The organism is Aerococcus sp. HMSC23C02, from assembly GCF_001806805.1.
Lineage (GTDB): Bacteria > Bacillota > Bacilli > Lactobacillales > Aerococcaceae > Aerococcus > Aerococcus sanguinicola.
In genome coordinates, this window is sequence record NZ_KV786060.1 from 264877 (window position 1) to 289725 (window position 24849).

Genomic DNA, 24849 nt, shown 5'->3' on the forward strand with positions numbered 1-24849 from the left:
GAGGAGCCACTTCTGCGCGACCGAACCCAACTAGAGTACGAGGCTCGGCAGTTAAATCAACCATCCGCCTCATAAAGTACCCAAACAAATAAGCGCCTCCTCGATCGGTTAAATCCAATCGAGGAAGGCGCTTTGTTTTATTTTTGCTTGAGTAAACGATCAGCCAGGAAGAGATAGAGGCCTAGGCAGGTCAGGGCAGCTAGGACGCGCGTAAGGAAGTCTGGCAGGCCCAGCTTCTGACAGAGGACATAGAGGATGCCCGCTAGGATCAGGGCCAGAGCCAGTATGCCCATACGTTTGATATTAATCATCTTAGTCCCTCCTTAAGTCTGACTGTCGGCTTGGTCATAGTCAATAAATTCGTCGATCTGCCACTGGCTAACAATCCAGCTGGCGACAAGCACCGCAAGAATATCTAGCGCAATCCGGATCAAAAGCCCCACCGCATCCAGGTCATAGCTCAAGACCAAGAAGAGATGGTAGCTAATCACTAGGGGACTAAAGAAGTTAAAGCTAAACTGGAAGGTCTTGCCCTTCTTGTCCTGCTTACTGAGATACCTCTGCAGGAAACAAAAAACAAGTCCCACCGCAAAGCCCATCAAAGAGGCCCATAGGATGGAAAAGGCCATCAGGTTGCGGGGCAATTGGTAGAGATCGAAGGCGAGATTACCCAGGGTTCGAAAAACCGCAAAACTCGCCGTAAAGACCGCGATCCCCCGCCAATACAGGAAGGCCTTACGCTGGTAATGGTAGCGCTCGGTGGCCAAGTAGCGGCGAATTAACTGGTACTGGACCAAGAAAATAATAAAGCCCTTCAAGAGATTGATGGTCAGACTGGGCAGGTCCAAATGAGGCAGGGGTTCCGCTGTATACAAGAGCCAGAGCAAGAGCTCGCAGGCCACATAGACCACCGTTTTGTAGAAGGCATTCCCTGGCAGGCGGAGGTCGATTAAATCATAGGCCTTAGTCATTAGACTAAAGGCCAGCCCCATCACCACGATAAAATATAGCCAATAGGGCCAACCTTCCGCAAAAAGAGCTGGCCGCCCAAAGATTAACTCGAGGGCGCTATCAGGGAAAAGCAGCTCCAGGCCAAGAGCAATGAGGGCCATCAAAGCGCCAATGGCCAAACTATAATAAGTTCTCTTCATGGTCTAGTCTCCCTCCAAGTCTGTCCGGATCCCCTTCAGTAGCGACGCAAGATAGGCTTCAAGAACAAGGACATGGTTCTCTTCTTCATTCTTACTGGCATAGAGGAGGGTCACCCGGTGGTCGCGCGCACGGCGGGCCAGGTCCAAGCAGGTTTCCTGGATCTCTTCATTCCCCTCTAACTCCTCTTCATAGGCCTGGCTAAAGTCCTCAAAGTCCAGGTCAGCCTGGTGGAAGGCCTGGCGCAGGTCCTTGGAAGGGGCGATCTCCTTGGGCCAAGCATCTAGCTGGGCCTCTTCCTTCTTGACGCCACGCGGCCAAAGTCGGTCGACCAAGACCCGGTAACCATCCGACTCTTCCACAGCTTCATAGATTCGTTTTCTTCTAAACATGAGACACCTTCTTATTTATGATAAGATAGTTCTAAAACCATCGCTTTTCAGCATGGTACACGATTAATATTAAAGGAAAGGTCCCTATTATGCAAAGTAAAAAGCAACGCGCCCAAGCAAAAATCCAAGCCTGGCAGGGACGACTCACTTGTCCCCTCTGCCATGAAGCCCTGAACCCAGACCTCCAATGTTCCAACCGCCACCAGTTCAACCTAGCTAAGCAGGGCTATATCAACCTAGCTCCCAACCACCAGGAAAAGCACTACACCGCTGACCTCTTCCAAGCCCGCCAAGTCGTTATGGGCGAAAACCAGCTCTACGGGCAAGCCCTCAGTCAGGCCTACCTAAGTATCGCTGCCCAACTTCCCCAAGGCCCTATCTTCCTAGCCGACCTGGGAACAGGCGAAGGCAGCCACCTGCTAGACTTCTTGGCCCAGTTCGGAGATAAAGAAGTCCACGGTCTGGGTCTGGACCTAGCCAAGGCCGGCATCCAAAGCGCAGCCAAGCAATCCAGTCAGGCGCTCTGGGCTGTGGCTGACCTGGCCCAGATTCCGCTCGCCGACAAGACTTTGGACCTAGCCTTGACCATCCTCTCCCCTTCCAATTATCAAGAAGTGAAACGGGTCTTAAAGACTGACGCCCCTTTTATTAAGATTATCCCAGGACCAAGCTATCTCATCGAACTCCGCCGCTTGGTTCTCGACCAAGAAGACGTCGCCCAAGATCCCAGCCAGAGCCGCCAACGTTTCCAGGAGAGCTTCCCAGAGATGGAGAGCTTCCACTACCATAACCAGCTTGCCACGACACCCGCTCTCATGGCTGAGCTCATCCAGATGACCCCGCTCATGTGGCACGCCTCAGACCAAGAGCGGCAGGCAGCTCTTGACCTCACAGAGATGACGATTGATTTAGAGATTTTGATTGGCTACAAAGCCTAAATTGCAGCTTTCCGACTTGCACTAAACGGTTCTTTATGCAAATAGCAAGCTTATATTTGCACGCGAAAGCTCTGGGCGAAAATAGCAGCATTCTATTGGCTCTCACCTGCATTTGCATACAAATAGAACTGCTAACACTCCCACAAGACAAAATATTTTAAAAGCAGTGTTTTTTCTAGCACCATTCTCTGTTATGATTAAATTGTAGAAAACGTTTACAATTAGAAATGGAGATGGTCTCATGATTAGCACAACTACTGCCCAAATTGAAGGCAAAAACATCCAAGCCTACCACGGCATTGTCTTTGGTGAAGTGATTACCGGAATTAACATGTTTAGAGATATTGGCGCCGGCTTACGCAATATCTTCGGCGGTCGGTCACAAGGCTACGAGGAGGAGCTCAATCAAGCCCGGGAAGAAGCCCTTAACGAAATGAAGGGGCGGGCCGAGGAATTAGGTGCCAATGCTGTTGTTGGGGTTAAGATGGACTACGAGGTCCTCGGCGCAGACAATGGCATGCTCATGGTAACCTGTAGCGGGACTGCTGTTTCTATTGATTAGCCTGAAAGGGCATGATAAAAGTCATTCGCTCCAATGATTCAGATCTGGATTCTGGAGCTGGTTTTGAAAAATTCTTTTTAAGAGGTTGGAACTTTTGTCCCAGCCTCTTTTGTTTTTTACCATATCTGCTTAGTGAGTATTCCCTCTTATTCTGACTTGCTCCAGTGAAAGGAAGCTAGCCGCGCGTCCTCACACCCTTATAGTCGGGGTCAAGCTAGCAGAAATAGCTCCTTTTCACAAAAGGGATCGACCGGCTAAAGCCGCTCTTATCCCTTTTGCTCCAGAGGTCCCTTTCTCCCGCATCCTCTCGCACCCTTATTTTTTAATTTTTTCTTAACCTTCCCTTGAATAAGGGATTTTTATGCGGTATAATTTCAAAAGTTTGGCCAGTTTTAGGCTGGCTCTTGATCAATGATTGGATATTGCTTTATGGAGGGATGAAGTCATGGAAATGAACACCAAACAGTTACGCATGAATTTTGATATTGAGGACACCCCGCCCTTTGCAGAGGGTTTACTGCTCAGCTTCCAGCACGTCTTCGCCATGTTTGGAGCAACGATTCTGGTGCCGCTCATCTTGGGTTTACCAGTCTCAGTGGCCCTCTTCTGTAGTGGTTTAGGTACCTTGATTTACCACTTTGCGACCAAGCACCAGGTTCCTGTCTATTTGGGATCGTCTTTTGCCTTTATTGGGGCCATGTCCTATGCCATTAAGCAACTGGGAGGCGACATTTCAGCCGCCCAGACCGGGGTCATCCTGACGGGTGTGATTTACGTCCTGGTTGCCCTCCTCGTCAAAGCCCTGGGAACCGGTTGGATCGACCGGCTCCTGCCCCCTATCGTCATTGGGCCAATGATTATTGTGATTGGTCTAAGCCTCTCTTCCTCCGCCGTCAGCAATGCGGGCTTTACCGCAGACGGGACCTGGCAGGAAATGCTAGTGGCTATCGTAACTTTCTTAATTTGCGCCTTCGTTAACGTTTATGGTCGGGGTTTCATCCGAGTTATCCCCTTCCTGATTGGACTCATCGGGGGTTACCTCACCGCTGCTTGCCTAGGCTTAGTGGACTTCACTCCTGTCCATGAAGCGGCCTGGTTCCAATTCCCCGAATTCCAACTTCCTTTCCAGACCCCCTTCTTCGATAACTATCGCTTCTACTTCGGTCCTGAAGCCATCGCTATCCTGCCCGTCGCCCTAGTTACCATCTCAGAACACATCGGGGACCACACCGTCCTCAGCGAAATTTGTGGCCGTGAATTCTTGAAAAAACCGGGCCTCCATCGTACGCTGATTGGGGACGGGGTAGCAACGGCCGTCTCTGCTTTTCTAGGTGGACCTGCTAACACCACTTACGGGGAAAATACAGGCGTTATCGGTCTGACCCGAGTATCTTCCGTTAGCGTCATCCGCAATGCGGCGATCATCGCCATTATACTGAGCTGCTTGGGCAAGTTTACCGCCCTCATCTCAACCATCCCCGCCTCCGTACTAGGTGGGATGTCCATCCTCCTCTATGGGGTCATCGCCAGCAACGGTTTGAAAGTCCTCATCGAAGCCCGGGTGAACTTCAACCAAGTCCGCAACCTGGTTATCGCCAGTGCTATGCTCGTCCTAGGCCTGGGCGGCGCTATCCTCCAAGTCGGCGTCTTCTCCCTCTCTGGGACCGCCCTAGCCGCCATCGTCGGCGTCTGCCTCAACCTAGCCTTGCCTGAATTCAAGGACCTCAAGATTAATTCTGACCGGTAAAAAAATAACTATCTAATAATAATAAAGAGTTCAAAGTTTTAGCCAATTCGCTAAGATACTTCGAACTCTTTTTCTTTCATACAAAGATCAGAATAATGATTAACCCTTTTAAAAATATACCAACAAATTTCAAAAAGGTTTAACCCATAACCCATTGTAGTAACAGCTATTTCTCTTTATCTATAAACGTTTCTTTTAAAGCAAAAAACAAAAAAATCACACCTATAAATTTTAAATTTGTTTCATTACCAGGATTTTTATCTCCTGATATGATAAAGAAAACTGCCATAAGAAAATTAATAAAGGCATTCATAACTCTTCCACCTTCTATGATATTAGTTACCTAACTCTTAAACAAAGACTAACATATATATATATATATCACGTAGGATAGAAAAGATTTACATATTTTTTACTGTTTATTTTCTTTGAGATAGACTTAATACTTTTGAAATAATTTTTCTATTCTTCATTATATTGAATAACAAAAATAACAGTATTATTTATTTGATGAAATCCAAACACCAATGAAACTCTTACACCCGACTCCCCTCCAAACTCTGGCCAAGGACTTCCAGCGCCTGGGGCAGGTCAGCTAGGGGGACGCCGCCCAGTCCGAGGAGATAGTCCGCCCAGGGCCAGGTCAGCTGGCGGCTATAGCTGGCCACACTGTCGATTTTCAGGCCCTCTGCCTGCCAGGTCTGGGTCAGCTGGTCCAGGTCATAGCAGTCAGGGTCTAGGCGAAAGACCAGGTAGAGGCCTGTATCCGCCTGGGTGAAAGACAGGCCCGGCAGCTCTTGGAGGGCGTCGAGAATCAGGCCCTGCTTCTTTCGGTAATAGGTATTCATCCGGTTGACATGCTTGGTGAAGGCTCCCTCCGCCATCCACTGGCTGAGGGTCAACTGGCTAGCAATCGAGGGGGTCAAGCCGAGGTCTGCACAAGTCGCGTAGGCGTCCAAGAGAGCGTCTGGCAGGACCATATAGGCCAGGCCCATAAAAGGCCCAATTGACTTGGAGAAGGACCCCGATAAGATGACCCGGTCGTCCCGGTCGATAGCCTTCATGGCAGGAATCCGCCGCCCCGCATACTTGAAGACGGAGTCGTAGTCATCCTCAATAATGTAGCGGTCGGGCCGCTCAGAGGCCCAGTTCAACAAGCGCTGGCGACGGCGGACCCCCATCACTTGCCCGGTAGGAAACTGGTGGTTGGGAGAGACCACCGCAATATTGGCCGGCGTCTGCTCCAGGTCCTTGACTGAGAAACCGTAGCGGTCAATGGGGATCTTCTCCGTTCCTTCAAAGTTCGCATGCAGGCTGGCTAGGTTCAGCGCATAGCCGGGATCTTCCAGGCCATAACAGGCTTGGCCGAAGACCTGGTTTAGAGCCAGTAAGTTATGGGAAAAGCCCCGGGTAATCACGATATTTTCAGCCGAAGTGGCCAGGCCCCGGAATTCATAGAGATAGTGGGCTAAGGCATTGCGGAGGGGCGCTTCACCCAGGGGATTGGCCTGCTGGTAGCGACTAGCCTGGGCCATTCCCAGACTGGCCGCTTGTTGGAGACCGGTCCGAGCCAGGCCTTCTAGGTCAACCGCTGAGGGCGAGAAGTCATAGCGCCAAGGGGAGGCCGCTTTTTCCTCCGTCAGATACTGGGGATAGACCGCCTCTCTCGGTCCCAGATGATCCAGTTCGATCTTATCCACGAAGAAACCACAGCGTTCTTTAGAGATAATATAACCCTCTTCCAAGAGCTGGAAATAGGCCGTCTTGACCGTGTTCAAGCTAACGCCCAAGTGGTCCGCATAGGCCCGAAAGGAAGGCAACTGGTCCCCACTCTGATAGTAGCCGTCCGAAATGGCCGCCTTCAAACGGTCATAAATCTGTTCATAAAGTTTCTCGCCTGGCTTAAAGTCAATCGATAACATGGCATCTGTACCCCTTTTTTTTATTGATGTTTGTACCTTTAGAAGGTTACAGCTTTATTTTATAATAAATGCATTAGAAAAAGGAGGCCCAATCATGACAAAATTCCAAGAAGTTAACGACCAATTACTGGGTGGGGTCATTATGGACGTGATCAACCCTGAACAAGCCAAGATTGCCGAAGCAGCAGGTGCTGTGGCCGTCATGGCGCTCGAACGCGTGCCCGCCGATATCCGCAAGGCAGGTGGGGTCAGTCGGATGAGCGATCCAGCCATTATCCAAAAGATCCAAGAAGCGGTGAACATCCCCGTGATGGCTAAGGCGCGGATCGGTCACTTCGTTGAAGCCCAGGTCCTCGAAGCCCTAAAGATTGACTATATCGATGAATCGGAAGTACTCTCTCCCGCCGACAATGCCAACCATATCAACAAGCACGACTTCAAGACGCCCTTCGTTTGCGGTTGCCGCAACCTAGGAGAAGCCCTCCGTCGTATCAGCGAAGGGGCAGCCATGATCCGAACTAAGGGGGAAGCGGGGACGGGTGACGTGGTCCAAGCTGTCCAACACCTCCGCACCCTCAACCAAGAAATCGCCAATGTTCGCGCCCTCCAAGAAGACGAGCTCTACACCAAGGCCAAGGACCTCCAAGTGCCGATCGAGCTCCTGCGCTTCGTCCACCAAGAAGGACGCCTGCCTGTCCCCAACTTCTCTGCCGGTGGCGTGGCCACACCTGCTGATGCCGCCCTCATGCGCCAACTCGGAGCAGAAGGAGTCTTCGTCGGTAGCGGGATCTTCAAGAGCGGCAACCCAGAAAAACGCGCCCAGGCCATTGTCAAGGCCGTCGCCCACTACGACCAGCCCGACGTCATCGCGGAAGTCTCCTATGACCTAGGCGAAGCCATGGTCGGCCTCAACGAAGACGAAATCGACGTCCTCATGGCCCTCCGCTAAATTTACAAGCTATACCTCATTAAGACAAAAGCGACCTCCTTGACAAGGTCGCTTTTTCTTATGCATTCAAATCAATCAAGAGCTCCTGAACCAGGAGGTCGCCCAAGAAACTAGTAAAGTGCTGGATCCCTTGCTGCTGGCTCAGCTCTTGGACATTGACCAAGCCGTAGCCCCGGTCCTGGCCGGGCCCAGCCTTGGTGGACTGCCCCCTCTGCTGGAGCACGGCCCGCACTTGGTCAGGATCCTGGCAGCGGTTGGCCACACTGATGGACAGGTAGCCTTCCACCGCCTCCACCGCAAAAGTCAGCTCAGCTTGGTCAAAACCCTCGGATTCTTCGATGGCATTATCGAGCAGGATACCGACAATCCGGACCAGACCTGTCACCCCTTCCTGGACTTGAGGAAGGTCCTCGGCTACTTCAACATGGACAGGGATCTCATAGCTCAGGGCCAAGCTTAGCTTAGTCTGGACCAGTTCCCGCAAGGCATCATTGGGCAAGTCAGCCAGGTCAAAGATAGGATGGTCCTCTGCCAGGTCTAGACTAGTCCCACTCTCCTTGAGCGACTGGTAATAGCTCGTCAAGCCCTCCCAGTTCTGATGGTCAATATAGCCGCCGAAGCCCACTAAGAGGTTCTTCAAGTCGTGGCGAAAGCGCCGCATTTCCTTATATTGTTGGCTAATCAACCGCCCATATTCCGCATCTATCCGCTGCTCAGCCTGTTGGCGCTCTGCCTGGCGGATCCGTTCCGTTCCCTGGTAGAAGAGAGCCGCTGCTAAGACGAGGAAGACCAGTAAGAAAAGATTGGTCAAGGCCAGGTAGACCCAGGTCGCCGAATTAATAGCTGATACCTTTTGGAAGTCACGGACAAAGGCGGGAAAATATAATAAGAAAGCTAGGCCCACCGTCAGGAGCAAGAAAGAGATGTGCCGGCGAATCGAACTAGAGAAATACCGCCGCCAGAGCCAGTCCTCCAAGCGGCTGAGGCCGAAAAGCAGAGGGACTGAGCCCAGGAGCCAGACCAGGAAGTGCCCCAGTGTACCATAGGGGAGGCTTTCGTAGACAAGGTTAAAGTAATAGCTATCCTGGCAAGAAATATTCACAAAGATTAGGGCTGTCATGGTCATCACCTGGGTCAATTCTCGCCACTGCCAATAGAGCCAAGCCGCAACCAGGAGAAAATTAAAGGTCATGTAAAAGTTCAGGCTCACGATTAAAGGGTTCAGGGCTGTCGACAACAAGAGTCCGTACAAGACCAAGTAGCTAGTGACAGACCGCTTGCCCTTGGCCCAAAAATGGCAGGTATAGACCACCAAAGCCTGAAAAACAAAATCATAGAGGGTCAAATGGCTCATCAAATAAGCAAGCATGGCCCACCTCCTTCGTTCAAACTAGTTAAAAATTATATAACGTGCTATATTTATATTAATCGATATTACCATTATAAGGAGAATCCTCATGCAAAGACAATTAAAACAAGATATTCTAAAAATTCTTGCCTGTAGCGCCACCCTCTGCTTCTTCCTGAGCCAGGAAGTCCAAGCCGCTCCCCTCGAAACGAGTTCGGCTGTCCAAAGCAAGGAAAACGAGTCAGCCCCAGCAGAAGCAGCAGCAGACCGTCCAACAGAGGAGGAAACGCCCACCGCTCTAACAGAAACCAGTGAAAGTTCTGTCTCCACGGGCGAAAAAACAGCTGATGGCGATAAGTCCCTTCAAAGTGAAAAGGAAGCTGAATCGAGTGCCAAGACTGAAAAAACAAACCCCAATGAGGAAAAGTCAACAGCCAGCGAGAAGAAAGCTTCACCTACGCCTAAAGACAAACCCGCTAATACAGCGCCAACCGCTTCAAAGGCCACTTCCAAAGCAACCGCAAACCAGCCCGAGCCCTATCGACCAGTTGTCAGCCGACACCCTCTCTCTTCCCCAGAAGATCCTTCTTCAACCCCTACTGACCAACTTCCCCTGGTCTTCCAAGCCCTGGTCAAGAAGGGGCTCCCTAGTGATAAATTAATCAACTATTCTTATGGCTGGACCGATCACAACACTAAAAATCCGCACGGTTACCCCAAAAATCTGGCTGCAGAGCAAAGACTGACTATTATTGATGCTCCAAGCAACTGGTCCCGTCTAATCAAACTATCCGAAGACCAAAAACGCCTCCTGGTCACTTACACCCACCTAGAGACCGGCCGAGAGAAGAAGTGGACCATCTCATACAAGCTCAATGACCAGCCCCTCGACCCCGAGAAAGCCGCCACCCTGACCTTCCGCTATGATTTAGACCGTGGTTTTGACCGCGTCGTCGAACAAGCCGAAGAGTCAAAACAGGCTGAACTCCCCCCTTACCAAAGATTTAGTAAAGAAGGGCTAAGTGAACAAGAAGCCAAGCTTCAAATTATTTATGACTTTGATCTCATCGGTCTTTCTAGAGATTCAAGTGGCCGCTATTACTTCTTCCCTATCCAATCACGTTCCGGATCTCCCAAAGGCCGGCACCTCATCATTCCCGAACGCGAAAACCCTAGTAACCCCCTCCGTATCACTTTCCTCGGTCCCCTGCGCAGCAAAAATGACCGCGACATGCTCATTGGCGTCCAGAATTGGACCCTCAACCCACAGGACTTTGGGAACTTACGAATTTGGCGCTGGATAGATAAGAAAAAACTCCAAGAACCCTTAGAAGCTCGCCCTGGCATGTTAGAAGATGATAACAGCTATTTTATTGTTGAATCTGAAGAAAATCCTTTCTCTGAATTCGCCTACCAGGAACTGCCCCATAGTCCTAAAGGCGCTTCGGATGAAGAATTACTCAGCTTCCACCCGCTCTGGATGGGCGTCAATTGGAAGAATGTTGAGAGTAAGTGGGACCCTATCCTCAATCTTCCTTTTAACCAATTGAACTATTATTCGATAGATAGGAAGGGGCAGCTCAAGAATAAAATCGAGTGGTCTAAGTTTGTCATCCCCCATGAGGACGGCAAGCAAGTCGACTTGATCTACCAATTCGGATCGCAGCCTGCCTTAGACACCAAGAACTTTAAGGTCCACTGGCGGGTCTCCAAAGAAGATCTCGATGACAAGCAGACCCGCTACCACTACCAACAGATCTACCACTTTACCGACGAATGGGCCCAAAAAAAGGAAGTAAAGGTCGATCCCGCTTCCAAAATACCAAGTGACCTCGACTTTATCCTTGCTAAGAAAGCAGATGACCCATACCACTATTTCGCTAAGGAAAGCCAACGTGAAAAAATCGATGACCAAACCGAACACATCCATATTGACCGCTATGACCTGACTGAGCGAAAGGTCGGCAAGATTGTTCTGCCTGCACTGACTTCCCACAAAGAAGTTTGGCGCAAGGAAGTCTCAGACAATGACAGTGAGACCTATCAGATTAAATACAGGCTCCTTAGCCGCGACCAGGAGCAGGTCACAGATGGGCCCGAAAAAGTCTACACCTTGCCCCTCACTGAATGGAAAAGTGAGCCAATCCCCTTCATCAACACTGCTGAGGATTTGTATACGCAAGGGCCGGATAAGAAGCCTATCGATATCCCTAATATCTTCAACCTCCTACCCACTCCAACTAAGTTTGAAGGGACTAATGTCTATCCCATTTACTCTAAAAACGATTTCTACTTATTTAAATCCCCAGATAAAACGTCAGGATTCGAAGCCTTCCACTACCAAACTGAACCGGTGAAAGACAGTTCAGACTACCTTCTTACCATTACGAATATCAGCGGGGCAGAGGATCCTTACAACGGGGCCCAACGCCGCTACCGGGTCCAACAGTTTGGCTTGGAAAGCCCAACCCCATTCATTATCTATGCCATGAAGTTTTATACCGATTTGGACCATCCCGAACGCGTTTACCGCTATATCGGTAACGAATTTGGCCAAGGCGGAACAGGCACCGGGGGACGCCGGGTCCTCACCAAGGAGAAACCCTATGAAGAAAGCCAGGTCAAACTCCCTGATAAAGCAAATCCAGTGCCTGATGCAAAAGTATCTAAAGACGGAGCCAGTAAAGGGACAGACGGTCGCGATGACATTACCAAAGAGAAACCCTATGAAAAGAGACAGGTCAAACTACCCGATAAAGCAAATCAAGATTCAGATCCAGGAGAAGCTGGAGCTGGGGCTGGTAAAGGGACTGACGGTCGTGATGACATCACCAAGGATAAGCCTTATGAAGAAAGTCAGGTGACCCTACCTAATAAAGAAGAGGATAATAGGCCAGCAGCTTCCCATCGTCCTAGCAGACCGGGACAGGTGAACCAACCGACTAGTTCTTCAAGTCAGCACGTAGGAAATGAGCGCCCAAGTCAAGTCAGCTCTTGGCTGGATAAGATCCGCCAAAGCCTCAAAGATTGGGCGAGCCAACCCAGCCAACGCCTAGCTAAACGTCAGGCCCTGCTTGCCAGCGAAGACAATCAGCCAAAGACTGGCTCCTTAGCTCAGCTCATCCAAAACATTCAAGGAATCTTCTTGGAGCCAGGTGGCAGTCAAGACAGGAAGACAGCCCGGTCGCTCTCCCCAGAAGACCGGCCCCTGCGGACAAAAGACGGCCTCACAGTTAAGGAAGCCATCGCCCAACTTTTCCAAAAGCCTGTCCAGGCAGCGGAGGAGGAAGTGACTGATTCAGACCTCCAAGCTATTGAAGACCCAGCAGAGCCAGCGGAGGACACGCCAAGCGCTAAAACAGAACAGGCCTCCAAAGAAAGCCTGGCAAGTAAAGAAGACCAAGGAAGTCATTGGAAGCTCCCAAGCCTCCTCCTTCTCTTGATCCTCCCCCTTGCCTACTGGTGGAAGAAACGTCAGTAAATGAATATAAGAAAAAACGACTCGCCCAGCTTAGCCATAAAAACTAAGTCGGGCGGTCGTTTTTTATGATGAAGAAGATTTTTACCTGGTGTACTGGTTGGAGTAAGTTGCCATAGCTTCCATCAAGTTCTCATAACGGTCTCTGGAGAAAGGAATGGCACTACCATCTAGGAAGGTAATCTGACGCTCCTTGCTATTTAACTCCTGAATATTCTCAATATTAGCCAGGTAGGACCGGTGACAGCGGACGAATTGCGGGTAGTCGGTTTCAATATTTTTAAGGGAATCATAGAAATCCACCAAAGCCTCTGGACCAACTAGGCGGATGCGGTGGGCAGGCAGGGTCTCGAAATAATTAATCGCTGCGCTGCGGATCACCTGGGTCTGGGCTCCCTTCTGGATAACGAAGGGTGGGAGGCTCTGAGACAGGACCAGACTCCGCTCGTAGGCCGTCTTGATACAGGCAATCATCTTGTCCCGCATCTTGTGGGGATTATCCTTCAAAATATAATCCAAGGCTTCCAGATGGTAGGTCATAGTGAAGGGCATATACTCCTCATGAGCCGTGACAAAAACTAGCTTGGCCTGGGGCTGGTAGCGGCGGACCTTGCGCGCCAAATCGAGACCGTTCATCTGCTGGTCACCCAGGCGCACATCAATAAAATAAAGGCTATCCTGCTTGGTCGACGTCTGCTTGGCATAGGCAAGAACCTCTGCAGACTCATCAGTTGATAGAGCCAGGCGAATGGGTAAATCTTCTTCCATCACAAGATAATTCTTCACATAAGTCGTCATTGCTTCCAGGTGTGCTGGATTATCTTCACAAATAATTATTTCAAACATTCGCAAGCCTCCTAACTCCCTTAATTATAACATGTTGGCCTTCCAGATTCCCAGTCTCAAGGGCTTAGGAGTGATTTTCAACAGTTCAGGAGTTATGGTGAGAAAAGGTCAAAAATTAAATTTTGGGGATTTCTGTTTCAACTTTTATTCAGAGGCTCTGTTTGAAAGTTGGAGGTCTGCAACTTGTGTTCAAAGCCTCTGTTTGAAAGTTGACAAGCTCCTACTTGCACTCGAAGGCTCTATTTGAAAGTTCATGACCTGCTACTTGCACTCAGAGGCTCTGTTTGAAAGTTCATGACATCCTACTTGCGCTCAGAGGCTCTATTTGAAAGTTGCCCCATATTTGTCCTTAAATACTGAAAAAAGCTAGCACGGCTTAGTTCTGCCGTGCTAGCTTTTCAGTGTGTATATTGAATGTTTTTGGATGGTGTCGGGCTTTTGCAGCTAAGCGCGTGCCCTCACACTCTGTAGTCGGGTTCGCAAAGGCAGAAAGGGAGTGACTTCAGCAAAAGGGAACGGCCGGCTAAAGCCGTCCTTATCCCTTTTGCTTCCAGTCATCCCTTTCTAAGCGCCTTTGCTCTCACCCTACCTAGTCGGGTTCGGTCACGCAGCTTTCGTGTCACTTCACAAGTCCCCGCCGCAGTCTTGCAGACTGCTCTGGCGACTTGCTCCAGTGAAGGAAAGCTAAACGCGTGCCCTCTCACCCTTTTTTAATACCAACCGTTGTTGTTCCAGAAGGCTAGGGCGTTGTCCCATGAGCCGTAGCGGCTGGCTACGTATTGGTCAGCGACGCGTTCTTGGTTGGCTGGGGAGTAGTCGCCACCTAGGTAGCTGGCTGATAATTGGTAACGTCCGATGTATTGGCCGTTAGTTGCTGAGTATGAACCGCCTGATTCGCGTTGAGCGATGATTTCTTTAGCGGATGAAGATGAACCGGTGTAGTTTGAAGCGGCTGGAGCAGCTTGAGCTGGTGCTTCGTAGCTGTAAGCTTGTTGTGAAGGTTGAGCAGCTGGTGCGTTAGCGTATGAAGTTGCTTGGGCTTGTGGTTGAGCTGCAACTTGGTCATTGTTTTCAGCTTTTTGGCCTTCAGCTTTGACATTGTGAGCCTTGCCGTCTTTGTCCACTTCGAAGGTTAATTTTTGGCCGGGTTCGATGAGGTTAGCGTTTTCGATGTCGTTAAGGTCAGCGATAGCATCCACGTCAGCGTTTACTGCAGCTGCGATAACGTTTAGGGTGTCGCCCCATTGTACAGTGTATTCTTTAGCGTCTCCGTCAACAGCCTTAACGTCTGCTTGAACTTGTTCAACTGTACGAGCCACCCATTCTGCGGCTTGAACGTCTTGACCTTGAACGGCTTGGAAAGCAAAACCTGCGATTGCGACACTTGCTCCGAAAAGTACCTTGTTAAATTTCATTTGAGTAAATTCTCCTTTTTCATCTCTTTTTTTATCTATATTCTTTCACTTCAGGCGAAGGCGTCAGGGCCTTGCCTCGTCGACAAGAAATATCTTAGCACGGCCCCCAAGACAAAAAAAGCCCTCCGACCGACTTGTTAATCAGCCTTAACGACTCTGTTAACAAGTCCGGAGTTTTTGAAATTTAGCTGAAAAAATGTAAAAATCCTGTAATAAAAAGCGGCTTGAATTGTCTTTTGTCAAAAATTACATACCGCATTATGACAAAAAAGCCTAAGAAAACATAAAAGAAAAACCCAAGCTAAGCAAGTTTGCCTTGAAAACAAGCTTTCTTAGACTGGGCTTCTTGTAAGAATTGTTATATTCTGCCGCTAAAGGGCCTTGCTAAAGCAATAAACCGGCCGTTCCATGAAGTCGACCAGGTCTTCCTTGAAGCGGTAACCGGCCTTGGGATAGAGGGCTTCGTGCTGGGAGATGACATAGAGCTGGTCCTGGCCCTGGCTCTTGGCTTCCAGTTCGACCAGGGACACTAAATGGTAGAAGATACCCTGCCCCCGGTGGTTAGGATCGACATAGACGGCGGATAAAAAAGGGCCATAGTCGAGGTCTGGTACAATATCTTCCTTTAAGAGCGAGGCAAAGGCCATCAAGCTCCCACTGGCATCCGTCACCACCAAGACCATTTCACCGTCTTGGAGCTTCTGGTCCTCTAATTTCTCCGCCAAGTAGGCCCCTCCTGGAGAGTCCACACCCTCCAAGGCCTCGAGTATAGACTGTGGCGCCTGGTCGCCTGGACGATAGATCGTTAACATGGTAATAACCCCTCTCTACATATTATAATTTGACTCTAACATGCCTGGGCGTAAAAACAAAACCTGTCAGCTTGGATGAACAAGTCACCCACACTGACAGGCTGAAACAAAGAGACGGGATAGGCGCTTAAACCGCGCCCTGGTCCGCCAACTTCTTATAAGTATAGAAACAAATACCGAAAAGCACTAGATTCAAGACAACCACAATTGCGGCCCAAATCCAACCCGCCATAGCGGAGAAGGCGCCCAGACCCGCCAAGTGGGTCAGCAAGGCATTGACCAAGGGAATGGCCAAACTAATGGCGCAGGCAATCACAAAGTTGGTCTTGGTCTGAGGATCAATCTGGAAGTCACGCAATTTTTGCCATTCTTTATAGAAGATAAAGACTAAAGCCAGATACAATAGCAAGTAAACCACGTTCATCAAGCGGACAGGGGTCGAATGGGCATAAACAAAGGTCTGCTTCATCTGGTCGACCATCTCTTGCCCCAACATCTCAAACTGGCTGGGGTCAAAGTCCTTAGCCTGGAAGGATGAGATAGTGGTAATCAATTGGGAAATCGCATTAAAGACATTAATCACAAGGAAAAATATAGCAAAACGTTTCAGGCGCCGGATGAGCACCTGGTCTTGGGAAAGCTCCATAAAGCACAACTCCTTTCTCGAGTTACCTTAAGTATAACAATTCTGTTGAATAGCTACAATATTCATTATTCATTCGCACAAAAAAAGACCAGCTCCCTGCTGGTCTCCTCAACTGGGGTAGCTGGATTCGAACCAACGCATAACAGAGTCAAAGTCTGTTGCCTTACCACTTGGCGATACCCCAATAATAATTGAAATGGTGGGAATAGGATTCGAACCTATGAACCCGAAGGAGCGGATTTACAGTCCGCCGCGTTTAGCCACTTCGCTATCCCACCCGACGAATCAATTTGATTTATCGTACTCAATTATAATAACATCTCAGTCTGGGCTTGGCAAGACCTTTTTGATATTTTTTTCGGATTAATCTCTCTCTTGCTTCCAATCATAGAAAAGATTGGCTAGGACAATCATAATAATCAAGCCTAGAGTCAGCAGGCCAGTCAGCTTAAAATCAGTCCAAGTAATAGTGCCTATTTCAACAAAGGGTTGAAAAGCTATTAGAGGAAAAGAGAGGATAGGAATACCAATAAGGTACTGATAAAATTTCTTTTTACCCAAATCCTTACGTTTATCCAAAAACTGACTACTGACAAATAATGATAATAAGAAGGTTATTCTCGCTAACCATTGAAACCACCAAGTAACTTCTGCCTGGCTAATCAAAAAATAAAAGTAAAGCAGCCAGCTGAGGCCTGTTAGCCCCTTCCATAGTGACCAAAGCTGTTCTTTCCTCATCTAACTTCTCACACTCCTAAATATATGTTAAGGCTATAGTGATAATCATAGTTTAACATAATTTGGTTTTTTGCAATTAGATAAATCAAATCACCCTATCTCCGATTGGTCGGCTTTCCCCACTTGGCCTGGTATTTAGCCTTCTGATAGGCTTTAATCCGTGGCCCAATCATAGCTGTTACCGCAAAGAAAAGGCCCCAAGTTAGGTCTGTCCAAATAAAGGGCCAACCCGTCTCTTTAAAAATTCGAATGAAATAGACCGCAACAATCATCGTCAGACTAAGTTTTAAGAGATCAGTCACTTGAATTTTCATTATTCTGTCACTCCTTTTCATGGATACGCTTTTATTTAATTTTAACAAAGCATTAAATAAAAACCAATTTTTCTTCTAGCTGCCATTAATAGATTTAACTTCTATAATAAGGTTAATTATCTACCCCAGTCATTTTAAAGATTTCCTAAGCTTTAAGCCAGGCCTCAAGGGAGGTTTAGGGGGCCGGGTATGCTATACTTAATAGGTAAGAATGCTCTGGGCATTCGTGAATTAGCTGATAAGGAGGCCTCGCCATGTCTTTTGACTGGTCATCTATTTTTACTTTCCAACACCTCTTCAATCTGATTGATATCTTGATTGTCTGGTTTCTCTTCTACCAATTGTTGAAGGTGATCCGACATACCAAGGCGATCAATATTTTGAATGGGATTTTTGTCTTTATCGTGATTAAGATTCTGAGTTCGGTCTTTCGTCTGGAGACCATCGATTGGATCATGAACAGTATTATCCAGTGGTCCGTCGTAGGGGTCTTGATTATCTTCCAACCTGAGATCCGGCGCGGTCTGGAACATTTGGGCCAACGCCTCTTTACAGCTAAGAAGCAGCAGATGTACGCCAACCCCATGGAGGAAATGGTGGAAGAGATTATTGACGCTTCCAAGTACATGGCCAAGCGGCGGATTGGGGCCCTGATCTCGATTGAGCAGGAACAGTCCCTGACCGAATTCGCCAAGACCGGGATCAGCCTGAACGCCGCGATCAGCTCCCAGCTCCTCATTAATATCTTTATCCCCAACACCCCCCTCCACGATGGGGCGGTCATTATCCAAGATGGGGAGATCACATCCGCGGCGAGCTTCCTGCCCCTCTCGGAGAACCCCGATATCCCTAAGGAACTGGGGACCCGGCACCGGGCAGCAGTCGGCTTGAGCGAGCAGACCGATGCCATTACTGTTGTCGTCTCTGAAGAAACTGGGGGCATTTCCCTGACCTACCACGGCCGGATTATCCGCGACCTCTCCGAAGACGAACTCCGCCAAAGCCTCCAAGACCACTTCATTGTGGCTGAAGAACAGTCCGAAAGCAATATCCTGAGCCGCCTCTTCGCTAAAGAAGAGAAGGAAAGCGAGGCGCATGACGATGAATAAAATTTATGACAATAAGTGGTTAACTCTCCTGGTCGCCCTCTTCCTCGCCTTGACCATGTTCGTCTTCGTTAAGGCTGAGCGCTACAATGACAATCCCATTTCTTTCTTCCAGAATGTGAGTGAGAATTCGACGGAGACCATTTCCAATGTCCCCGTCCACATCAAGGGCAATGTCCAAAACTACTATATTACCGGTCTGCCCGAAACCGTGGACGTGGAGCTGTCGGGACCAGCCAATCTTATCCAACAAACCTTGGAGGCTGAGAACTTCAAGGTCGTCACTGAGGACTTGGAGCAGCTCGGCCAGGGCCAACACTATATCAAGCTCCGCCTGGAAGGGATCTCCAAGGAATTGCATTACAAGCTCTCCCCTTCCAGCGTCAATATCACTATTGCGGAACTCCAGACCCAAAATTATCCCATTGAGGTCCGGGTGAACAGTGATAAGCTCTCCCCCGACTATGCGGTCGGTAATGTGAGTGTCAACCCTCAAACCGTTACCCTGTCAGGCTCTGGCGACAAGCTCCAACAGATCAGCCAGGTCTATGTCAATGTGGATATCCCGAGCGATGCCAGCGACTCCTATACCACTTCGGCCACGGTCCTAATCGCGGATAGCCAGGGGCAGATGCTGGATATCAGTGCCGATCCTAAGCAAGTGGAAGTCCAAGTCGACATCCAGTCCAATACCAATACCGTCCCCATCCAATTTGAAGCTATCAACGGCCGGGCCGACACCGACTATGAGATCGAACCCCTTACCACCCATAACACGGTGCTCTCGGGAGATCCCGCCAGCATCCACCAGCTCAACCGGGTGATGGGCTATGTCGATGTCAGCCAGATTAGCAAGGAAGAAGAAACACAGGTGGACCTGGAACTGCCAGCCGGGGTAGCCTCCATGGAACCGGCCCAAGTCCGGGTCAAGGTCACGCCCCACCGGCAGAACGCTGCCAGCCGCCAAGAAGAAGCAACAAGAGAGGCTAATTCCGCTAGCAGCCAGCGGTCCCAGGAGAGCCGGTCGACAGCTGACCGCCCAAATTCTCCCAGCCAGGAACAAGACCCCTCCGCCTAGACCTTTAAGTTCGAACTTCACAGGCTGAAGCTTTCATGTTAAGATGACTTGTACAAAAGAAAAAATCCTCGAATTAAACCAATACTAAGGAGATTATTCATTATGCGTAAATATTTTGGAACGGATGGCGTTCGTGGTGAAGCTAACCGCGAATTGACACCAGAACTCGCCTTTAAATTAGGCCGTTGTGGGGGCTATGTCCTCCTCCAGCATGCCGGCGAACAGAGTGAAAATCCGCGTGTCCTCGTGGCGCGTGACCCGCGAATCTCAGGGCAATTGCTTGAACATGCCCTGATCTCCGGCCTCTTATCCGTTGGCATTGAAGTCTTCCAATTAGGCGTCATTTCAACCCCTGGGGTGGCCTACTTGACCCGGACAACCGGTGCCACAGCTGGTGTGATGATTTCAGCCAGCCACAACCCAGCAGCGGATAACGGGATTAAATTCTTCGGCAGTGACGGCTTCAAGCTTTCTGATGACCAAGAACTAGAAATCGAAGCCCTTCTCGACCAGGAGGAAGACGACCTGCCACGGCCAAGCAGCGAAGGTTTAGGTACAGTGAGTGAATACCTGGAAGGGGCCTCCAAGTACTTGGAATTCCTCGAATCCACCATCACTTCTTCACTCGAAGGCATCAATGTCTGCATCGACGCGGCTAATGGGGCAACCTCTCCCTTGGTTAACCGCCTCTTCGCTGACCTAGAAGCCAACTTCCAAACCATGGCCTCTTCCCCTAACGGCCTCAATATTAATGACGGCGTGGGGTCCACCCACCCTGAAGCCCTCGCACAAATGGTCCTCGACAACCAAGCTGACGTGGGGATCGCTTTCGATGGCGACGGCGACCGCTGTCTGGCTGTCGACGAGAAGGGCCGCTTGATTGATGGCGACCACATCATGTTCATCTGCGGCAAGTACTTGAACGAGCGCGGACGTTTGACGAACAACACCATTGTTGCCACCGTCATGTCCAATCTCGGCTTCCATAAGGCGACAGAAGCCGCTGGCATCAATGTGGAAACTACCAAGGTCGGCGACCGCTATGTGGTAGAAGCCATGCGCGAACACGGTTACAACCTAGGTGGTGAACAATCCGGCCATATCATCTTCATGGACTACAACACGACTGGTGACGGCCTACTGACCGCCATCCAATTGCTCTTCGTCATGAAGCAAACTGGGAAGAAACTCTCCGAACTCGCCGACGAGATGCAATCTTACCCACAAATCCTCGTCAATGTGCGAGTGACCCGCCAAGGCCGCGAAGATGCCATGAAGTCTGAAAGCGTCCAAGACGTTATCCAAGCCGTTGAAGCCGACATGGGCGGTGACGGACGGATCTTGGTGCGCCCTAGCGGTACCGAAAACCTCCTCCGCGTCATGGTCGAAGCCAAAACAGACGAACTCGCCGCCGACTACGCCAACCGGATTGCCGACCAAGTCCGCCAAGAATTCGGCGTTGAATAGAGGCTCTGCTGAGTCATCAATAACAAAGCAAAATTCATAAATTGTCATTCAAAGTAAACACTTCCCTATAGCAAGCGGCAGCTTTTGATCGCTTGGCTGGGGAAGTGTTTTTGTTTGACACAGGCAAGCCACAATCAAAGGCTCCGAGTGTGGATTAATAGGACTCAAGCCACATTCGGGAGGGCACTGTGTGGGTTAATCATAAGCAAGCCACAATCCAGGTTGCCAATTGTGGCTTGTAGCTGGGGAAGGCACAATCGGGGCTGTGGAATGTGGATTGACCGCGTCCAAGGCCCAATAGAGCCCCCCGAGTGTGGCTTAGCAACCTAAACACTCAATCAAAAGCTCTAAATACAGAATACAAACGCAATTCAACTGCACTAAAAAAATTTCAATACAGATTTTAACTTTTAATATTGCTAACTAGTAATCAAAATACAGTAGTATTTGTTGAGCAGGAGTGGAGCGTTGAAGTTAGGCCTTAGCCATGGAGAAACAAGCGATGTGAATTAGGGATAGTAGGTGTAAGCCGTACTAGCCCTTTGAAGCTCGCTAGGCGAGAGACCTTAGCTCGAACCGGTGTTGCTATAGACGTTGGAGCGTAAGCGACTTACGGATATAGTACAAAACGGCGTTAACCGTTCTTGACCCTCTGATACTCAAGGCCTAAATTCAAAAGCGCAACGCAAGCTCAACAGCACAATTCACTAGCACCATGCACTCGCAAAATTTACTTAAAGAATTTCACTGAAAAGGCTTGACAAGCTTTCGATAGGGGGATATAATATTTGACAATTTGAGCAAAATTTTATTCGCATCCTTTATGCTTGGCGCCAAGCAGGGGGTCGGCACTTTGATTTTAATCAACGTGCTTTTTTTTGGGAAAAAATAGTTATTTTTGGAGGCTAAAAATGCAAAAAGATAAACCAATTATTGCCCTAGACTTCGATACGGTCGATAAGATGGAGGCTTTTATCCAACAATTCGAGGGGCAAGCCTTAAATGTCAAGATTGGGATGGAGATGTACTATGCCAACGGTCCAGCCCTGGTGAAGCAACTCAAAGCGGCTGGCCACCACATCTTCCTTGACTTGAAGCTGCATGATATTCCAAACACAGTCCACCGTAGTATCCGCGCGCTGACGGAACTGGGCGTTGATATGCTGAATGTCCACGCTGCGGGTGGGGAAGAAATGATGCGCTGGGCTATGGAGGCAATTGCGGAAGCCCAACCTGATCCCGATAAGCGCCCTCTCCTGATTGCGGTCACCCAATTGACTTCAACCTCTGAAGCTGCCATGCAAGCGGAACAACTGACCCAAGCGACCATCGAAGAGAGTGTGGTCCACTATGCCCAACTCAGCCAAAAAGCAGGCCTCGATGGGGTTGTCTGCTCGCCTCTAGAATCCCGCCTGATTAAAGACCAAGTGGGTACTGACTTCATCACGGTTACGCCCGGCATCCGTCCTAGCAACTATCAGAGTCAACGGGAAGACCAAGAGCGGATCACCACGCCAGCCAAGGCCAAAGCGCTCGGCAGCGACTATATTGTTGTCGGCCGTCCCATCACCCAGGCTGCTGATCCAGTCCAAGCCTACCGCGATATCACTGCCGAATGGCAAGCCTAATCCGTCACCAGAATAGAAAAGGAGAATCTACCATGTCACAAGCCGAAAAAATTGCCCAAGCCCTCTTAGATATCCATGCCATCTCCCTTCGTCCCAACCAGCCCTTTACTTGGACCAGTGGCCTCAAGTCTCCTATTTATTGCGATAACCGCCTGACGATTTCCCATCCTGAAGTCCGCCAGCTCCTCATCGACGGCTTCCTGGCGACGATTAAAGACAAGTGTCCGGATATCGAAGTGGTTGCTGGAACAGCAACTGCCGGTATCCCCCATGCCGCCTTTATCGCCCAAGCTCTCGACCTACCAATGATCTATGTCCGCGATAAAGCCAAGGGTCACGGTAAGCAAAATGCCATCGAAGGCGAATTCGAAAAAGGGGCCAAGGTTCTCATGGTTGAAGACTTGATTTCAACCGGTGGCTCAGTGATCCATGCCGCCCACCAAGTCCAAGAAGCAGGTGGCGAAATCGTCGCTGCCCTGGCCATCTTTAACTACCTCCTCCCAGCCAGCCGCGAAGCTTTTGCCAAGGAAGACTTCCCGCTCTACACCCTATCGGACTTCAAAACTTTGATCCCAATCGCAGCTAAAGAAGATCCCGAAGTGGAAGCTGCCCAGGATGTGCTCGAACAATGGTACCAAGATCCCCAAGCTTGGACCGCCAGCCACAGTGACTAGTCAGCCAGTGTCTTAATTAAGGAGGTCATCTTGTGAATCATCCCAATACCAACAGTCAACGCGCCCTCATCGCTGCTATCCTGGCTTCAGGAACCGACGACCTCAATGTCATGTTCCTAGCCTTCTCCATGTCGGCGATTATCGCCCAGCTCGGCATCAACGGCGCCCAAGCCGGACTCATTGCCACCATCACCAACCTCGGCATGCTGGTCGGAGGCCTAGTCTTCGGCGTCCTTGCTGACCGTTATAACCGCTTTAAGGTCTTCAAGTGGACCATCCTCCTCTTCTCTCTGGCTACGGGGCTCATCTTCTTCACTCCTAACCTCGGCTACCTCTACCTCATGCGCTTCCTAGCAGGTATGGGAGTTGGGGGCGAATACGGTGTCGCCATTGCCATTATGGCCAGCATTGTGCCCGCCCAGAAGATGGGACGGGTCAGTTCCCTCAACGGGATCGCCGGTCAGATTGGTTCCATCCTGTCTGCCCTGCTCGCCGGTTTCATCGCTCCCCTCTTCGGCTGGCGCGGCCTCTTTCTCTTTGGCCTCCTGCCAGTCGCACTCGTGATTTGGATGGTTTTTGCGATCGATGACCAGCAAGTCTTTGCGGACACCCAAGCCCGCCAACAAAAGAAAGCTGCAGCCCAACAGCCTTCGATCAAGGAACTCTTCCAAACAGCTGAACTCAGCCGGCAGACCCTGGGACTTATGCTGATGACAACCGTTCAAATTGCCGGCTACTTCGGGATGATGAACTGGCTGCCGACCATTATGCAGGAAGCCAGCGGTGTCAGCGTGAAGGATTCTTCAACTTGGATGATTGCAACCATTATTGGGATGTGCCTGGACATGTTCACCTTCGGCCGCTTGCTTGACGCTCGGGGACCCCGCCTGGCCTATGCTACTTTCCTCAGCCTGTCTGCCCTGTCCGTCTACCTCTTCACCTTTGCCCGGTCACCACTCACTATGATTCTTGGTGGCGCCATCGTCGGTTTCTTCGTCAACGGCATGTTCGCAGGTTACGGGGCCATGATTACCCGTCTCTATCCCGACCACATTGCTTCGATTGCTAACAACGTCATCCTCAATGTGGGCCGGGCAGTAGGCGGCTTCTCCTCGGTAGTTATCGGTTGGCTGCTCGACGTCTCCTCCGTCCCCATGGTCATGCTCTTCCTAGCCAGCCTCTATTTAATCAGCCTGGCCACCATGCTCAGCCTCCCCAACCTCAAGGCCAAAAACTACCAGCACCAGCTCCAACAACTAGCTCACAATCATTAGAGCGCTGACAAATAACTTTCACTCTCTCCTTAAAAAGCACTATTTTTAGATTTTCTAATTTCTAGTATTGATAGCTAGGATTAGAAAAATATGTAACGATTACTTTTGAGCAGGAGTGGAGCGTTGAAATTGGACCTTAGCCATGAATAAGCAAGCGATGTGAATTACGGATAGTCGGCGTCAGCCGTTACTAGCCGAAACCTGCTTCAAAAGTCAGCTCTGACTCCACTTCACAAAGGATGGGTGAGCCTCTACAAGGCTCTTCCCTCCTTTGCTCCAGTGGTTCAGAGCTCCCGACTTTTGTCGCATTCTAATTTTGAAGCTCTCTAGGTGAGAGACCTTGGCTCGAGCCGGTGCTGCTTTAGC

At 49.8% G+C, this 24849-nt stretch carries 23 protein-coding genes and 2 tRNA genes; 11 read left to right on the plus strand and 14 right to left on the minus strand.

Translation table 11 applies throughout. The features are described 5' to 3' along the window. Positions 1-137: 137 nt before the first annotated feature. From HMPREF3090_RS09870 to HMPREF3090_RS07920, 3 genes are read right to left on the minus strand one after another with little or no spacing between them, the layout of a single operon-like run. Positions 138-311 carry a hypothetical protein gene (locus HMPREF3090_RS09870; protein WP_158444752.1) on the minus strand — a complete coding sequence of 58 codons (174 nt, stop codon included), beginning with the start codon at positions 309-311 and terminating at the stop codon, positions 138-140. A 12-nt stretch (positions 312-323) separates the two neighbouring features. Beyond that, positions 324-1151: a hypothetical protein gene (locus HMPREF3090_RS07915; RefSeq protein ID WP_067973909.1), complete on the minus strand. Its 828-nt coding sequence runs from the start codon at positions 1149-1151 to the stop codon at positions 324-326. 3 nt (positions 1152-1154) lie between these two features. Continuing rightward, the gene (locus HMPREF3090_RS07920; protein ID WP_067973904.1) at positions 1155-1541 is read right to left on the minus strand and encodes a DUF488 domain-containing protein; all 387 of its coding nucleotides are present in this window, start codon (positions 1539-1541) and stop codon (positions 1155-1157) included. A gap of 89 nt (positions 1542-1630) precedes the next feature. Between HMPREF3090_RS07920 and HMPREF3090_RS07925 the strand changes: the two genes are divergently transcribed. The 3 genes from HMPREF3090_RS07925 (at position 1631) to HMPREF3090_RS07935 (ending at position 4788) form a co-directional block, all read left to right on the plus strand. Further along, complete coding sequence (locus tag HMPREF3090_RS07925; RefSeq protein WP_067973900.1) at positions 1631-2479, plus strand: putative RNA methyltransferase; 849 nt, start codon at positions 1631-1633, stop codon at positions 2477-2479. 241 nt (positions 2480-2720) lie between these two features. Then, positions 2721-3041: a putative heavy metal-binding protein gene (locus HMPREF3090_RS07930; RefSeq protein ID WP_067973897.1), complete on the plus strand. Its 321-nt coding sequence runs from the start codon at positions 2721-2723 to the stop codon at positions 3039-3041. A 451-nt stretch (positions 3042-3492) separates the two neighbouring features. Further along, on the plus strand, positions 3493-4788 hold the full coding sequence (locus HMPREF3090_RS07935) for a uracil-xanthine permease family protein (protein ID WP_067976566.1): 1296 nt from the start codon (positions 3493-3495) through the stop codon (positions 4786-4788). Positions 4789-4954: 166 nt separating this feature from the next. Here HMPREF3090_RS07935 and HMPREF3090_RS09875 read toward each other — a convergent pair whose 3' ends face one another. Then, positions 4955-5101: a hypothetical protein gene (locus tag HMPREF3090_RS09875; protein WP_168140266.1), complete on the minus strand. Its 147-nt coding sequence runs from the start codon at positions 5099-5101 to the stop codon at positions 4955-4957. Positions 5102-5324: 223 nt separating this feature from the next. Next, the gene (locus tag HMPREF3090_RS07940) at positions 5325-6710 is read right to left on the minus strand and encodes a MocR-like pyridoxine biosynthesis transcription factor PdxR (RefSeq protein WP_067973893.1); all 1386 of its coding nucleotides are present in this window, start codon (positions 6708-6710) and stop codon (positions 5325-5327) included. A 94-nt stretch (positions 6711-6804) separates the two neighbouring features. Here HMPREF3090_RS07940 and pdxS point away from each other — a divergent pair, with 94 nt between their 5' ends. Then, entirely contained in the window at positions 6805-7659 is an 855-nt protein-coding gene (gene pdxS / locus HMPREF3090_RS07945; RefSeq protein WP_067973889.1) for a pyridoxal 5'-phosphate synthase lyase subunit PdxS, read from the plus strand. A 58-nt stretch (positions 7660-7717) separates the two neighbouring features. On the opposite strand, the gene HMPREF3090_RS07950 is transcribed toward pdxS, so the two are convergent. Beyond that, the gene (locus HMPREF3090_RS07950) at positions 7718-9028 is read right to left on the minus strand and encodes a sensor histidine kinase (RefSeq protein ID WP_070486429.1); all 1311 of its coding nucleotides are present in this window, start codon (positions 9026-9028) and stop codon (positions 7718-7720) included. Positions 9029-9116: 88 nt separating this feature from the next. Here HMPREF3090_RS07950 and HMPREF3090_RS07955 point away from each other — a divergent pair, with 88 nt between their 5' ends. Further along, positions 9117-12488: a hypothetical protein gene (locus HMPREF3090_RS07955; protein ID WP_070486430.1), complete on the plus strand. Its 3372-nt coding sequence runs from the start codon at positions 9117-9119 to the stop codon at positions 12486-12488. Between the two features lie 81 nt (positions 12489-12569). On the opposite strand, the gene HMPREF3090_RS07960 is transcribed toward HMPREF3090_RS07955, so the two are convergent. From HMPREF3090_RS07960 to HMPREF3090_RS07995, 8 genes are all read right to left on the minus strand, one after another. Further along, positions 12570-13331, minus strand: coding sequence for a LytR/AlgR family response regulator transcription factor (locus HMPREF3090_RS07960; protein WP_067973877.1), 762 nt, complete (start codon positions 13329-13331; stop codon positions 12570-12572). A 710-nt stretch (positions 13332-14041) separates the two neighbouring features. Then, positions 14042-14746, minus strand: a complete 705-nt coding sequence (locus HMPREF3090_RS07965) for an aggregation-promoting factor (protein ID WP_067973874.1) — start codon at positions 14744-14746, stop codon at positions 14042-14044. Positions 14747-15117: 371 nt separating this feature from the next. Beyond that, complete coding sequence (locus tag HMPREF3090_RS07970) at positions 15118-15558, minus strand: GNAT family N-acetyltransferase (RefSeq protein WP_067973870.1); 441 nt, start codon at positions 15556-15558, stop codon at positions 15118-15120. Between the two features lie 127 nt (positions 15559-15685). After that, on the minus strand, positions 15686-16204 hold the full coding sequence (locus HMPREF3090_RS07975; protein ID WP_067973867.1) for a hypothetical protein: 519 nt from the start codon (positions 16202-16204) through the stop codon (positions 15686-15688). A 112-nt stretch (positions 16205-16316) separates the two neighbouring features. Continuing rightward, a tRNA-Gln gene (locus tag HMPREF3090_RS07980) sits at positions 16317-16388 on the minus strand. 13 nt (positions 16389-16401) lie between these two features. Next, a tRNA-Tyr gene (locus HMPREF3090_RS07985) sits at positions 16402-16482 on the minus strand. A gap of 85 nt (positions 16483-16567) precedes the next feature. Beyond that, the gene (locus HMPREF3090_RS07990) at positions 16568-16942 is read right to left on the minus strand and encodes a hypothetical protein (protein ID WP_067973863.1); all 375 of its coding nucleotides are present in this window, start codon (positions 16940-16942) and stop codon (positions 16568-16570) included. Between the two features lie 95 nt (positions 16943-17037). Then, positions 17038-17256: a hypothetical protein gene (locus HMPREF3090_RS07995; protein WP_067973860.1), complete on the minus strand. Its 219-nt coding sequence runs from the start codon at positions 17254-17256 to the stop codon at positions 17038-17040. Positions 17257-17510: 254 nt separating this feature from the next. Here HMPREF3090_RS07995 and cdaA point away from each other — a divergent pair, with 254 nt between their 5' ends. The 6 genes from cdaA (at position 17511) to HMPREF3090_RS08025 (ending at position 24483) form a co-directional block, all read left to right on the plus strand. Further along, positions 17511-18365, plus strand: coding sequence for a diadenylate cyclase CdaA (gene cdaA / locus HMPREF3090_RS08000; RefSeq protein WP_067973857.1), 855 nt, complete (start codon positions 17511-17513; stop codon positions 18363-18365). Beyond that, the gene (locus tag HMPREF3090_RS08005) at positions 18358-19440 is read left to right on the plus strand and encodes a CdaR family protein (RefSeq protein ID WP_168140267.1); all 1083 of its coding nucleotides are present in this window, start codon (positions 18358-18360) and stop codon (positions 19438-19440) included. Before cdaA ends, HMPREF3090_RS08005 begins: the two co-directional genes overlap by 8 nt. A gap of 102 nt (positions 19441-19542) precedes the next feature. Then, positions 19543-20907, plus strand: coding sequence for a phosphoglucosamine mutase (glmM, locus tag HMPREF3090_RS08010; protein ID WP_067973850.1), 1365 nt, complete (start codon positions 19543-19545; stop codon positions 20905-20907). Between the two features lie 911 nt (positions 20908-21818). Next, a complete protein-coding gene (pyrF, locus tag HMPREF3090_RS08015) occupies positions 21819-22535 on the plus strand; it encodes an orotidine-5'-phosphate decarboxylase (protein ID WP_067973846.1) in 717 nt (238 codons plus the stop codon). Positions 22536-22567: 32 nt separating this feature from the next. After that, a complete protein-coding gene (gene pyrE, locus HMPREF3090_RS08020) occupies positions 22568-23209 on the plus strand; it encodes an orotate phosphoribosyltransferase (RefSeq protein ID WP_067973843.1) in 642 nt (213 codons plus the stop codon). Between the two features lie 32 nt (positions 23210-23241). Continuing rightward, positions 23242-24483: an MFS transporter gene (locus HMPREF3090_RS08025; protein WP_067973841.1), complete on the plus strand. Its 1242-nt coding sequence runs from the start codon at positions 23242-23244 to the stop codon at positions 24481-24483. Positions 24484-24849 lie beyond the last annotated feature (366 nt).

Excerpts from the sequence above, each read along its gene's own strand:
- pdxS (WP_067973889.1), top strand. The coding sequence starts at position 6,805 with ATGACAAAATTCCAAGAAGTTAACGACCAATTACTGGGTGGGGTCATT.
- HMPREF3090_RS07975 (WP_067973867.1), bottom strand. The coding sequence starts at position 16,204 with ATGGAGCTTTCCCAAGACCAGGTGCTCATCCGGCGCCTGAAACGTTTT.
- HMPREF3090_RS07920 (WP_067973904.1), bottom strand. The coding sequence starts at position 1,541 with ATGTTTAGAAGAAAACGAATCTATGAAGCTGTGGAAGAGTCGGATGGT.
- HMPREF3090_RS08005 (WP_168140267.1), top strand. The coding sequence starts at position 18,358 with ATGAATAAAATTTATGACAATAAGTGGTTAACTCTCCTGGTCGCCCTC.
- pyrF (WP_067973846.1), top strand. The coding sequence starts at position 21,819 with ATGCAAAAAGATAAACCAATTATTGCCCTAGACTTCGATACGGTCGAT.
- HMPREF3090_RS07960 (WP_067973877.1), bottom strand. The coding sequence starts at position 13,331 with ATGTTTGAAATAATTATTTGTGAAGATAATCCAGCACACCTGGAAGCA.
- cdaA (WP_067973857.1), top strand. The coding sequence starts at position 17,511 with ATGTCTTTTGACTGGTCATCTATTTTTACTTTCCAACACCTCTTCAAT.
- HMPREF3090_RS07990 (WP_067973863.1), bottom strand. The coding sequence starts at position 16,942 with ATGAGGAAAGAACAGCTTTGGTCACTATGGAAGGGGCTAACAGGCCTC.
- HMPREF3090_RS09870 (WP_158444752.1), bottom strand. The coding sequence starts at position 311 with ATGATTAATATCAAACGTATGGGCATACTGGCTCTGGCCCTGATCCTA.
- HMPREF3090_RS07955 (WP_070486430.1), top strand. The coding sequence starts at position 9,117 with ATGCAAAGACAATTAAAACAAGATATTCTAAAAATTCTTGCCTGTAGC.
- HMPREF3090_RS07965 (WP_067973874.1), bottom strand. The coding sequence starts at position 14,746 with ATGAAATTTAACAAGGTACTTTTCGGAGCAAGTGTCGCAATCGCAGGT.
- HMPREF3090_RS07935 (WP_067976566.1), top strand. The coding sequence starts at position 3,493 with ATGAACACCAAACAGTTACGCATGAATTTTGATATTGAGGACACCCCG.
- HMPREF3090_RS07930 (WP_067973897.1), top strand. The coding sequence starts at position 2,721 with ATGATTAGCACAACTACTGCCCAAATTGAAGGCAAAAACATCCAAGCC.
- HMPREF3090_RS09875 (WP_168140266.1), bottom strand. The coding sequence starts at position 5,101 with ATGAATGCCTTTATTAATTTTCTTATGGCAGTTTTCTTTATCATATCA.
- HMPREF3090_RS07950 (WP_070486429.1), bottom strand. The coding sequence starts at position 9,028 with ATGCTTGCTTATTTGATGAGCCATTTGACCCTCTATGATTTTGTTTTT.
- HMPREF3090_RS07970 (WP_067973870.1), bottom strand. The coding sequence starts at position 15,558 with ATGTTAACGATCTATCGTCCAGGCGACCAGGCGCCACAGTCTATACTC.
- HMPREF3090_RS07940 (WP_067973893.1), bottom strand. The coding sequence starts at position 6,710 with ATGTTATCGATTGACTTTAAGCCAGGCGAGAAACTTTATGAACAGATT.
- HMPREF3090_RS07915 (WP_067973909.1), bottom strand. The coding sequence starts at position 1,151 with ATGAAGAGAACTTATTATAGTTTGGCCATTGGCGCTTTGATGGCCCTC.
- HMPREF3090_RS07925 (WP_067973900.1), top strand. The coding sequence starts at position 1,631 with ATGCAAAGTAAAAAGCAACGCGCCCAAGCAAAAATCCAAGCCTGGCAG.
- HMPREF3090_RS07995 (WP_067973860.1), bottom strand. The coding sequence starts at position 17,256 with ATGAAAATTCAAGTGACTGATCTCTTAAAACTTAGTCTGACGATGATT.
- glmM (WP_067973850.1), top strand. The coding sequence starts at position 19,543 with ATGCGTAAATATTTTGGAACGGATGGCGTTCGTGGTGAAGCTAACCGC.
- pyrE (WP_067973843.1), top strand. The coding sequence starts at position 22,568 with ATGTCACAAGCCGAAAAAATTGCCCAAGCCCTCTTAGATATCCATGCC.